Annotated in this window: 12 protein-coding genes; 1 reads left to right on the top strand and 11 read right to left on the bottom strand. The window is 65.9% G+C overall.

The genetic code is table 11. The features are described from left to right. Positions 1-103: 103 nt before the first annotated feature. From ABWP50_RS04040 to ABWP50_RS04090, 11 genes are all read right to left on the bottom strand, one after another. The gene (locus ABWP50_RS04040) at positions 104-1,015 is read right to left on the bottom strand and encodes a type II secretion system F family protein (protein WP_353216710.1); all 912 of its coding nucleotides are present in this window, start codon (positions 1,013-1,015) and stop codon (positions 104-106) included. Then, on the bottom strand, positions 1,012-1,941 hold the full coding sequence (locus ABWP50_RS04045; RefSeq protein ID WP_353216711.1) for a type II secretion system F family protein: 930 nt from the start codon (positions 1,939-1,941) through the stop codon (positions 1,012-1,014). Before ABWP50_RS04045 ends, ABWP50_RS04040 begins: the two co-directional genes overlap by 4 nt. Before the next feature lie 2 nt (positions 1,942-1,943). Further along, on the bottom strand, positions 1,944-3,389 hold the full coding sequence (locus ABWP50_RS04050; protein ID WP_353216712.1) for a TadA family conjugal transfer-associated ATPase: 1,446 nt from the start codon (positions 3,387-3,389) through the stop codon (positions 1,944-1,946). Then, complete coding sequence (locus tag ABWP50_RS04055) at positions 3,386-4,600, bottom strand: CpaE/TadZ family protein (protein WP_353216713.1); 1,215 nt, start codon at positions 4,598-4,600, stop codon at positions 3,386-3,388. Before ABWP50_RS04055 ends, ABWP50_RS04050 begins: the two co-directional genes overlap by 4 nt. Continuing rightward, positions 4,597-4,956 (bottom strand): hypothetical protein, encoded by a 360-nt coding sequence (locus ABWP50_RS04060; protein WP_353216714.1) that lies wholly within the window; start codon positions 4,954-4,956, stop codon positions 4,597-4,599. The genes ABWP50_RS04055 and ABWP50_RS04060 overlap by 4 nt, the downstream gene beginning before the upstream one ends. A 5-nt stretch (positions 4,957-4,961) precedes the next feature. Further along, positions 4,962-6,305: a type II and III secretion system protein family protein gene (locus ABWP50_RS04065; protein WP_353216715.1), complete on the bottom strand. Its 1,344-nt coding sequence runs from the start codon at positions 6,303-6,305 to the stop codon at positions 4,962-4,964. After that, positions 6,302-7,231 carry a Flp pilus assembly protein CpaB gene (gene cpaB / locus ABWP50_RS04070; RefSeq protein WP_353216728.1) on the bottom strand — a complete coding sequence of 310 codons (930 nt, stop codon included), beginning with the start codon at positions 7,229-7,231 and terminating at the stop codon, positions 6,302-6,304. Before cpaB ends, ABWP50_RS04065 begins: the two co-directional genes overlap by 4 nt. 5 nt (positions 7,232-7,236) lie before the next feature. Further along, positions 7,237-7,761 carry a prepilin peptidase gene (locus ABWP50_RS04075; RefSeq protein WP_353216716.1) on the bottom strand — a complete coding sequence of 175 codons (525 nt, stop codon included), beginning with the start codon at positions 7,759-7,761 and terminating at the stop codon, positions 7,237-7,239. 14 nt (positions 7,762-7,775) lie between these two features. Further along, entirely contained in the window at positions 7,776-7,988 is a 213-nt protein-coding gene (locus ABWP50_RS04080; protein ID WP_353216717.1) for a Flp family type IVb pilin, read from the bottom strand. A gap of 284 nt (positions 7,989-8,272) precedes the next feature. After that, the gene (locus tag ABWP50_RS04085) at positions 8,273-9,355 is read right to left on the bottom strand and encodes an LLM class flavin-dependent oxidoreductase (RefSeq protein ID WP_353216718.1); all 1,083 of its coding nucleotides are present in this window, start codon (positions 9,353-9,355) and stop codon (positions 8,273-8,275) included. Further along, a complete protein-coding gene (locus ABWP50_RS04090; protein WP_353216719.1) occupies positions 9,352-10,287 on the bottom strand; it encodes an aldo/keto reductase in 936 nt (311 codons plus the stop codon). Before ABWP50_RS04090 ends, ABWP50_RS04085 begins: the two co-directional genes overlap by 4 nt. Before the next feature lie 29 nt (positions 10,288-10,316). Between ABWP50_RS04090 and ABWP50_RS04095 the strand changes: the two genes are divergently transcribed. Further along, the gene (locus ABWP50_RS04095; RefSeq protein WP_353216720.1) at positions 10,317-11,402 is read left to right on the top strand and encodes a Gfo/Idh/MocA family protein; all 1,086 of its coding nucleotides are present in this window, start codon (positions 10,317-10,319) and stop codon (positions 11,400-11,402) included. The last annotated feature ends 286 nt before the right edge of the window (positions 11,403-11,688 follow it).

Consider the following 11,688-nt stretch of genomic DNA (forward strand, 5'->3'; position numbering starts at 1 on the left):
GGCCCCAACGCTGGAGTCTGGCTGGCGGGCTGGCCAGATGCCGATCCCACCGCAGCGGGCACCGCAGCCATCACCAGCGCCGCTGCCATCGTGAGGGATTTGATCATTTGCCGATACTCCCCAAGGAATCAATAAGTTGCAGGAAGGCTGGGCCAGCGACGACCAGCGCCGTTGCCGGCAGGATGAACAGGATCATCGGCAGGGTGATCAGCACCGGCAGCCGCGCGGCGCGCTCTTCCATCCGGGTTTGGCTGGCCAGCCGGAAATCAGCCGTCAATGTGCGCAGTGCGCGGGCCAGCGGCGTGCCGTATTTCAGGGTTTGCGACAAGGTCGATGCGATTGCCCGCACGCTATCAAGCCGCACCCGGTCCCCCATGTTGTGCAGGCCCTGCAAGCGATCCGACAGCAGCCGCATTTCCGATACGGTCACCGACAGTTCGCCGGCCAGCGCCGGGTGCACCAGCCGCAATTCCACCGCCACCCGTTCCAGCCCTTGTTCGAGGCCGATGCCGGCCTCGCTGCACACCACCAGCAGATCGAGCGCATCGGGCAGGCCGCGTTCGATGGCGCTGCGGCGGGCACCGGCACGCTGGCCGAGCACGAAATCGGGGCCTTTCAGCCCGGCAACAGCCGCGCCGAGCAGCGCCAGCAGCGACAGCAGCGGCGCGGGCGCCGCAAGCTGCACCCACAGCAGCGCCAGCCCGAACAACAGCCCGGCCAGCATCACCTTGAAGCCGACATACCAATCCACGGCGCCCGCGCCGATGAACCCGGCGGCATAAAGATTCTGCCTGAGCAGCCCGACCTCGGCGCTGCCGATCAGGGGGCTATCGGCCAACCAGTCCCCCAGCCGGCGCAGCGGGCCGGGGCGGCTGGGGGCAAGATTGCCGCGGGCGGGGGCCACCAGCAGCAGCCGCGCCTGCAATTGGCGGCGTTCCTGGCTGATCTGGCGCCAGGCCAGCCAGCCCAGCGCGGCCAGCACCAGCAGCAACACCGCGAGCAGGCCGATGTTCATGCCAGCATCTTGCGCGAAATCAGGCGGATGACCAGCAGCCCGAAGGCCTGGATCACCAGGGCAATGCCCAGCAGCCGGCGGCCGCCATCGGTGTTGACCAATTGCAGGATATACTCGGGCGATACCAGCAGCATCACCCCGGCCACACCAACCGGCAGCAAGGCGAGCACAGCCACAGTGGCGCGGGTTTCCGAGGTGAGTGCCTGCGCCTTCATGCGGATCGCGCGGCGGCGGCGCACGGTTTCGGCCAGATTGTCCAGCGTTTCGGCCAGATTGCCGCCGGTCTGGCGTTGCAGGCTGACGGTGACGCCAAAAAAGCGATAATCCGCCAGCGGGCAACGATCCGCAAGGCTGGCAAGCGCCGCATCGAAATCCACGCCCAGCTGCACCTGATCGACACAGCGGCGCAGCTCTGGCCCGGTGGGCGCGGGCACTTCGGCGGCAACCGCGCGCATGCCTTCCACCACCGGCAAGCCGGCGCGCACGCAGCGGATGATCACGCCGAGCGCCAGCGCAAATTGTTCCTCCATGCGGGCCAGCATGGCATCGCGGCGCGCGCCCACCCAGTAGCGGCCGCCAAAACCGGCAATGGCCACGGCAATGCCGCCCGCTGCGGCGCCAGACATGCCGAGCAGCTTGTTGAGGCAGCCAAACACCAGTGCGCCGGCAAGCGCGCCCGCCAGCAGCGCCGGCAGCGCACTGATGCCTTCATCGGCGGCCGTGCTGCGATCGATGCCAAGCAAGCGATCAAGCACGAATACCAACCCCGGCAGGCCCGGCAATTGCGCCCGTTTGGCCCGCCGGGTTGGCACAACATCAGCGCCAATCGGCCGAAATTGCGCCAGCCGCCCGGCCAGGCGGCGCTGCCTGGCCGGCAGCAGCGCCGAAAAATCAGGCAGGCCTGCGAGGATGGAACCGTCCGGCATGGTCAGGCCGCCGCAACCGCCGAAACGCTGTTGTACAGCGTATCGAGCGAGAAATATTTCAGCCGCGGCAGAAAGACCGGGCGCACGCCGCTGGCCACAAACTGGCCGCGCAGCGTGCCATCACGGTTTTCGCCATCATATTCAAAACGAAAAAGATCCTGCAACACGACGACATCGCCTTCCAGCCCGACCACTTCGGTGACCTGGGTGATGCGGCGGCGGCCATCGCGCATGCGCTGCACCTGCACGATCACATCCACCGCCGACACGATCTGCTGGCGAATGGCCACCGCCGGCAGGCCCATCGCCCCCATCAGCACCATGTTTTCGATGCGCGACAGGGCATCGCGGCTGTTGTTGGCGTGGACCGTTGACATCGATCCGTCGTGGCCGGTGTTCATCGCCTGCAACATGTCAAAGGCTTCGCCGCCGCGGACTTCGCCGATGATGATGCGATCGGGCCGCATGCGCAGCGCGTTCTTCACCAGATCGCGCTGGGTGATGGCGCCAGTGCCTTCCAGATTGGCCGGCCGCGTTTCCAGCCGCACGACATGCGGCTGCTGCAGCTGCAATTCGGCGGCATCCTCGATGGTGACCAGCCGCTCGCTATGATCGGCAAAACTGCTGAGCGCATTGAGCAGCGTGGTCTTGCCCGAACCGGTGCCGCCCGAAATCACGATGTTGAGGCGGCAGCGCGCCATGATCTCCAGCGCCCGGCCGAGATTTTCGGACATGGCGCCAAACTCCACCAGCCGCGCCAGATCGATGCGGCGCTTGGCAAATTTGCGGATCGACAGGCACGGCCCATCCAGCGCCAGCGGCGGGATCACGATGTTGATGCGGCTGCCATCGGCCAGACGCGCATCGAGCAGCGGGCTGCTTTCATCAACGCGGCGGCCAATGGCGCTGGCGATGCGCTGGGCAATCGCCACCAGATGGGCGTTGTCGCGAAAGCGGATATTGGCTTGTTGCAAGCGGCCATCCAGTTCGATGAACGTGCGTTCCGGGCCATTGACCATGATATCGGTCACCCGTTCATCGGCGAGCAGCGGTTCCAGTGGCCCCAGCCCCAGCATGTCGTGAACCAGTTCATCAGCCAGCAGCATCAGTTCGCGGGCATTCAATTGCACCCGCAGTTCACTGGTAACCGATCCGACCGCCGTGATGATCGCCTGTTTCAACTGCACCGTGTTCATCGTCGCCACGGCCACAGGGTCAAGACTGCCCAGCGCGGCGGCGCGCACCGCCGAAAACTGTTCGGCACTGGCCCGCATCAGCACGGCTGCCTGCGGCTCAGCCGTTATGGTGCCCAAGCTATTGCCGATTTCGGCAACACCAGCGAGGCCGGTATTGCCGGCAAGACCAGTTTGGCCGGTGTGGCCAGTTTGGCCGGTGTGGCCGGTTTGGCCGGCGTGGCCGGCGGGCGCGGATTTGCGGCCAAAGCTCATGCGGTCAGGCCCAACAGGCGCGCGGCGCGATCTTTCCAGCTCGGCGGCGTTTCGGCGCCGACAGATTGACCGGAAATTTCGCGCGCCAGCAAGGCAATCGCAGCTTCGGCCTTGCTGTCTTCCAGGCAGGCCGGTTGCCCCAGATTGATCGCCTGCCCAAAGGTGCGCGGCAGCCACGGCACTGCCAGATCGGGCGCCCGCTTGAGCGCACTGACATAATCGGCGTCCGACAGATCGCCGGGCCGGCCGGCGCTGTTGTGCACCAGTATCTGGCGCTGGGTGAACAGGCTGGCGCTGTCTTGGCGGGCGGCGGTGTCCCGCGCCGCCAGCAACGTGGCTTCGCTGACCAGCACCTGCATGTTGGCGTTGGCCAGCAGCGGCTGGCAGCGCGCCAGGACCGATTGCGGAATGTCGGCGATAACATAATGATACACGCGCTGCAGCCGGCTGAGCAGCACTTCGGCGGCTTCGGCGGTGATCGGCACATCGCGCCCGGGCGGCAATTCGCTGGCCATCAGATCCAGCCGATTGCCCACATTGATCGTGGCCCGTTCCAGAAACAGATCATCCACGCGCCCCGGCGCTTCAAGGGCGTCGGCCAGGCCGGCATTGGGCTTCACCCCGGTCATCAGCGCCAGCGCGCCGCAGTTCACATCCATATCGATCAATACGACCCGGCGGCCGGCCTTTTCAGCCAGATAGCTGGCCAGATTGGCGGCAATGCTGCTGGTGCCAACGCCGCCGCGCGCGCCGGTCACGGCCACCAGCTTGCCGAGCCGGGCCTCGCCATCGCGCGACGATCCGCCCATCAGCCGCCAGATCAATTGCTCCAGCAATTCGGCCGTCAGCGGCTTGAACAAATAATCGGTGACGCCGAGGCGCAGCAGGCCGCGAAACAGGCCGACATCATTGACATCGCCGATCACCACCACCTGCATTTGCGGTTCGCACACATCCGAAAGCGCCTGCACAGCATCCAGCACCCGATCGATGCCGGTGATATCAACCAGCAGCAGCGCCGGCGAACGTTGCTGGCGCAGATCGCGGGAGGCCGTGGTGATGTCACCGCGGCGCACTTCAAAGCCCGGCAAGGCCAGATGCGCCGCAACCCGCTTCAGCGCAGCTTCGCTATCGGCATCACTGACATAGGCCAGCACGGATTGCAGGCGATCACCATCGCCGCCCGGCGTGATCGGCGTGATGGCGTTCATTGCGGTGCGCCCGCGCCAGCGCCAGCGCCGCCGCCCATGCTGCCTTCGCGCAGCAAATCGATCACCTTGCCGTCCCGCAAGCGCGCAATGGCTGCCGCTTCCAGCTGGCCCGATCCCGGCGTGGCCGCTGCCGGCGCCGCCAGATCGCCCGGCCGCGCCATTGCGCGCAGGTTGGCGATGTTGCTTTCACCCCATTTGGCCAGAACGGGCGCCGATACGGGCGAAGCAGGCGGCGGGGGCGAAGGGGGCGCGCCGCGTTGCTCGGCGGCGGCCGGGGTTGGCAGCAATGCAGCCAGGGCAAAGCCCAGGCCCACCGCCATGCTTACAAAACGGGCAGCAAAAGGCGAAAGGCGCATGGTGTTCACTCCAGAATGAAGCTGTTGGCGGGCTTGCGGGATTTCACCCGGCCCGCAAGCAAATCGCCGGTGCTGATCGCCGGCGTGATGCGATCAGTCGGAACCGCCAGATCGGCCGGGGCGACCGGAGTCACGAGATAGGGCGTGACGATGATGACCAGTTCCGTTTCCTCGCGTTGAAAGCGCGTGGACCGGAACAACGCGCCCAGCACCGGGATGTTCGACAGCAGCGGCACCGCGCGGCGGATGTTGGACTGGTTGGCGCGCACCAGCCCGGCAATGGCAAAGCTTTGGCCGCTGCCCAGTTCGACCGTGGTTTCGGCGCGGCGCACCGACAGGCCGGGCACGCGAATATCCTGGATTTCGACACTGGCCGCATCGTTCAGCTCCGACACTTCGGGCCGCACTTTCAGGCTGATGCGGCCTTCGTCCAGCACAGTTGGCGTGAAATCCAGAGATACCCCGAAGCGTTTGAATTCAATCACGATATTGTTCAAATTCTGATTGACCGGGATCGGAAATTCACCGCCCGACAGGAAGCTGGCCGTCTCGCCTGACCGCGCAGTCAAATTGGGTTCGACCAGCACGGTGACCAGGCCTTCCTCCTCCAGCGCGTCGATCACGGCGTTCATGTCGAGACTGTCGGTGCGGCGGGTCAAGGCAATCGAATTGAGCCCGTTTGGACTGCGCAAGATGTCGCCGCCGGGCGCAACCACGTTGCGGCCAGTTGCCAATCCGAACGCAAAGCCGCCGGCCCGGCCGAACACATCGAAGTTGAACCCGATTTCGCGGGCCAGTGTGCGCGACACTTCGGCCACCCGCACCCGCAAGTTCACCTGTGATGGCAGCGCCACCGCCAGTTGATTGATCACCTGATCAGCCTTGCCGCCTGCCGCTGCCATCGCCAACGTCTGGGCGCGGGCCGCCGCTGCCGGGCTGGCCACGGTGCCATCCAACACGATTGCCGTGCCCAGCACAGTGGCCCGCGCGCCGGGCACAGCCGCCAGCCCGGCGCGCAACCGCGTGAGATCCGGCAGCACTTCGATGTCCAGATTGGCCAGCACATCGCCATTGGCGGCCAGCGCAGCAATGCTGGTGCGGCCCGGCGATTTGCCAAACACATACACATGCGAACGCACCGGCACCTGCATATCGGCCACTTCGGGCCGCGCCACCAGCGCGCTGGCCACATTGCCGGGCAGCGCGATCAGCCGCGCTTCGCCCACGCCCAATTGCAATTGCCGGGCGGCGACTTGCTGCTGCCCGTGCTGCTGCCCGTGCTGCTGCTGCGCCGCGGCTGGCACGGCAAGCGCCAGCACCGACGCTGCGGCCAAGATCAAATGCCTCATTTCACCACCCCATTTGAACCACGATAAATCCGCACGAGTTCGCCGCTGGCAGCCGAGGATGCGGCGGGACTGGCAGCCGGCGCTGGCATCACCGGCGCGGCAGACAAGGATTGCGCCGGCTGGCGGCGCACTGTGGCCAGGCCGGGGGAGACAGAGCCCGCCCAGGTTGCAGCAGACGGCGCTGCCGGCGCTTCGCTGGCCACGGCGCGCAAGGTGATGTGCAGGCGGCCAAGCGTGCCCGCCACCGTCACCCGCTCGGCATCGGCCGGCGTGACTTCCAGGGTGATGGTGGCAGGGATGCCCGGCCGGCCGGCAATCGCTGCCGGATCGGCCGCTGTTTGCGCGGCTGGATCAAGTTTTTGATCGGTGGACAGGATGCGGGCATCCGACAGGATGGTTTCCGACAGGACGCGCTGGCCCAGCGGCACATTATCGTCGCGCAATTCCTGGGTGAGGATCACGTCGACGCGGTCACCCGGCCAGATCAAGCCGCCGGCCGCGGTCGATGCCTCCACGGCCACGGCAATGGCGCGGTGGCCCGGCGCGATCAGGGCCGACAAAAATCCATGTTCGCCGGGCAGGATCACGGCGCCGGGCAGGAACAGCTCTCCGCTGGCAAAGGCCCGGCGGGTCACGCTGCCCACCAGGGCGCGGGCGGCATCGCTGCCAGCCGCGATGGCGCCGGCCGGCGGTGTTTCGCTGCGCCATGGCAGTTCCGCCAGATCGCCGGGCTGGATCATGTGGCCGGGCGGCAGGCTGCCGGCAACGCTGACCAGCACAGTGCCAGCCGCCGGCACCGGCGCTGCCATTGCGGGCGCGGCCTTGGCATCAGGCGCCGACAGCGCCCATTGCACGCCGCCAGCCAGGATGGTGACCAGCAGCATCAGCATGAACAGGAATCGCGGTCGTTTGAGCATCGTGGGCATCGCGGTCACATCCCGGCAAGGGTGCCGGCCGCAATGGCCAGCCCATAAGGCACTGAAGGCGCGGCGCGCAGCCTTCGGTGTTCGGCCACCAGCCAGCGCGGCGCGCCCGGCGGCAGCGGCAGCCGGCCGGCACGAACCGGGCGGCGCAAACTGATCAAAAGCAGGGCAAGGCCAGCGCCCGTGAGCACCATGACATTGGCGAACGGCACCAGCCCATCAAGACCAACCAGCAGGCCAGACGCGCCAAGCAGCTTGGCATCGCCCCAGCCCCACAGGCCAGATATCGCCAACAAACCGCCGGTGAGCAGGCAAAGCCCGCCAACCGCGAGGTGCGCCGCCAGCGAGCCGCCGAGCACGGCAGCGCCAATGCCGATCGCGGCCAGCGCCAGCACGCTCCAATCAGGAATGATGCGGCGGCGCACGTCGGAGACGCACGCCGCCATCAACACCGGCGCCGCACACAGCAGGGGCAACACCGAAACGGCACAAGCGAGCGGCAATGCCGCCACCGAAAGCGGCAGCATCGCCATGGTCCGCCTTTTGGTTACTTGATGGCAGCCGGCGCGGCGGCCACGGTGGTTCCCACGCCTCCGATGGTCGTTTTCAAGCTGCCCGAAAGGGTGTTCAGCGCCGCGAGCACGCCCACCGCGACAAACGCCAGCACCAACGCATATTCCAGTGCCGTCGCACCGCGCTGGCTGCGCCGGCTGCTGATCGCCTTGAACAGCGGCTTTGTTGAAAAATTGATCACAAGCATATTCTCCTTTGAAACGATGACCCACACCGGCGTGGTCACCACGAGTGGCAGCGCGGCCCGCCACAACTGACGAATTCCGATCCGGCGTTCCGGAAAACGACCGCTGCGAATGCAGATTGCGAGAGTACGGTGCCATATCGAGGTTAACGGCAACGGGGCGCGGCACTGTAGGCGCCAAAGCGGGCCTATGGCAGCACAGGTGGAGACGGCCCGGACAGCAACGATGGCACCGCCGCAGCAGTGCCATTGTTCACGTCATGATGGTCAGTTCACTTCAGGCTGGATCAGATCACCAGCGGGCCATGCTGCAATTTCGGCAGCACGTGGCGGCTGAACAGATCGGCTTCACGGGCGTGCGGATAGCCGGACAGGATAAACGCCTCCATGCCAGCCGCCTGATAAGCCTGCAATTTTGCGGCAATCTGATCGGGATCACCCACCAGCGCCGCGCCGCAGCCGGAGCGGGCGCGGCCGATGCCGGTCCACAGATTGTCCTCCACATAACCATCAGAGTCCTTGGCACTGGCGGCGTCGCGCAGCTCGGCCTGGCGCAGCACGCCCACCGACAGGCTGTCCAGCGATTTGGCGCGGATGGCATCGCCCGTCGCGGCATCGAGCTTTGACAAAAGATGCGTCGCCGCGTCGCGGGCCTGGCTTTCGGTTTCGCGCACGATCACGTGCACGCGGTAACCAAAGCGAAGGGTGCGGCCATAGCTGGCGGCGCGGGCGGTCATGTCGGCGACCACTTCTTTCACCTTGTCCATGGTGTCGGGCCACATCAGATAGACATCGGCGGCCTGCGCGGCGGCATCGCGGGCATCTGGCGACAGGCCGCCGAAATACAGCGGCGGGCATTTGCCCGACACGGTTTTCACATTTGGCGGCGGCAGTTTGAGATTATAATGCTCCCCGGCCACATCCAGCGGCTCGCCATTGAGCAGGGTTTTCAAGATCTTCATCACCTCGACGGTGCGCGCATAGCGCGGGCCCGATGCGATGGTCTCGCCAGGCATGTCCGACGAGATGATGTTCACGGTCAACCGGCCGCCCAGGATCTGATCGAGCGTGGCAATCTGGCGGGCCAGTTGCGGCGGCCAGGTTTCGCCGACGCGGATCGCCATCAGCAGGCGGATGCGGTGCGTGAGGGCGGCGATGGCGGCGGCAAACATCTGCGTGTCGATGCCAAGCTGATAGCCCGATGGCAGCAGGATATTGTCAAAACCGCCCTTTTCGGCGGTCAGCACGATATTGCGGCAATGTTCCCAGCTTGAGCGCAGCGCCGGATCGGGCACGCCCAGAAATTCATAATCATCGTCGCACAGCGCCGAAAACCAGCTGATCTCCGGGCCGTTGGCAGCAGCTGTCATGGCAGGTTTTCCCCAAGCGAGGCGACCAGGATGGCGTACCATTGATGGCGCGTGAAGGTGACTTTGAAGGCGTCAGCCGCCTCGGCAATGCGCGCCGGATTCTGCGATCCGATGATCGGCGTGATGCCGGCGGGATGCGCCAGCACCCAGGCATAGGCCGTGGCCGCGATGCTCACACCAAATTGCGCGCCGTGCGCGGCCAGCGCCGCCTTGGTGCGGACCACCCGGTCATCCTCGGCGGTTTTGCGGCCCGGGCGCGGATCGCCATCGCCCAGCCGGCCCTGCCCCAGCGGCGACCAGCCCAGCACGGCCTGGCCCATTTCCATGGCCAAATCGAGCGTGCCATCAAACAGCGGCTGCAAGGCCAGCAACGAAAACTCCGGCTGCGTCGAAACCAGCGGCGCCTTCAGATGCGCAGCCAGCGCGCGGGTTTGCGCCGGAGTGAAATTGGATACACCCACCGCCCCCAGCTTGCCGGCTGCAATCAGCGCATCCAGCGTGCCCGCGACATCGGCCCAGTGCGCCAGCATGTCGGGGCGGTGAATCTGCCACAAATCGATGCGGTCCACGCCCAGCCGGCTGAGCGAGGCATCCACCGCTTCGACCAGATAGGCCGGCGAACTGTCGTAGGGCACGCCCATGCGGATGCCGCCCTTCGAAGCCAGCACGATCTGGCCGCGCAGCGCCGGATCGGCCTGGAACACGCGGCCCAGCAGCAATTCCGATGCGCCAAACGCCTCGTCATTGTCGGGGCCGTAGATATCGGCCGTGTCGAAAAAATTGATGCCGGCGGCAACAGCGGCCATGCAGCGGGCGTGCGCCGCCGCCACATCATCGCCGGCAAAGCGCCACATGCCCCAGGCCAGCGGGCTGACCTGATATTGGGACTTGCCGAGGGGGCGGAGATTCGGGCTAAGGGCAATGTGTGACATTTTGGTCTGATAGCGCGAGGAAGTGGCAAATGGGAAGCACAGACACGATCCGTTGGGGCATTGTTGGCACCGGCATGATGGCGCTGGAGCATGTCGCCAACATCCAGCTGCTCGGCGGCGGCACCATCACGGCGATTGCCGATCCGGTGCCGGCCTGCCTTGATCGCGCCACAAGCGCCATCGGTCATGATGTGGCGCGGTTTGCCGATGCCGCCGCGCTGGCCGCATCCGGGCTGTGCGACGCGGTGGTGGTGGCCTCCCCCAATTTCACCCACCGGGATGTGCTGGGGCCATTGCTGGATGCCGGCCTGCACATCCTGTGCGAAAAGCCGCTGGCGACCACGCTGGACGATGCCAAGGCAGTTGCCGCAGCGGTGCGCGGCTATGACAAGACCTTCTGGACGGCGATGGAATATCGCTTCATGCCGCCGGTCAGCGAATTTGTCGGCCATATCCACGCCGGCAAGATCGGGCAGTTGCAGATGCTGTCGATCCGCGAGCATCGCTTTCCGTTCCTGGTCAAGGTGGGCGACTGGAACCGCTTTGCGGTCAACAGCGGCGGCACCATGGTCGAAAAATGCTGCCACTTCTTTGATCTGATGCGCCACATCGTCGGCGCGGAGCCGGTGCGCGTCTACTGCTCCGGCGCCATGGACGTGAACCACAAGGACGAGCGCTACGACGGCAAGACGCCCGACATCATCGACAACAGCTACACGGTTGTGGATTTCGCCAATGGCGTGCGCGCCATGCTCGATCTGTGCATGTTTGCCGATGGCGCCGAGCAGCAGGAGGAAATCCTGGCCACTGGCGACAAGGCGCGGCTGGATGTGCTGATCCCGGCCGGCGATATCATCTACAATCCGCGTGTCGGCTTCATGAACCCCAAGCAGGCGCAGCGCTGGCATGTCGAAACGCCGGCCGACGCCCTGGCCGCCGGGCAGCATCACGGATCGACCTTCTTCCAGCACCGGCATTTTGCAGCCGCCGTGCGCGGGCAAGGGCCGGTGATCGTGACCGCCGATGATGGCCTGCGCGCGGTGGCGATGGGCCTGGCAGCGGAGATATCGGCACGTGAACAGCGCGTGGTGACAATGGCGGAATTGGGCCTGTAAACGCGCATCATACTGTGGCCGCGCTGCCACAGCGTGCCCACAAGTGGACACGGCCGGATTGACGCAGGCTACGAAACATAGTTTTGCCGCCAGCATACGCGCGGCCAACAATGAGCCGTGCCTGCCGGATAGGCCGGCCGATATGAAGGGGAGTGACATGATCCGTAGCTTTTTGATGAGCTCTGCCGCCTTGATCGCGGTTTGCGCTGCGCCAGCCCTGGCCCAGGAAGTCGCCGGCACCGAGCCTGCCGAAATCGTGGTCACCGCCCAGAAGCGCAGCGAAAAG

The organism is Sandarakinorhabdus sp. (assembly GCF_040398645.1).
Taxonomy (GTDB): Bacteria; Pseudomonadota; Alphaproteobacteria; order Sphingomonadales; family Sphingomonadaceae; genus Sandarakinorhabdus.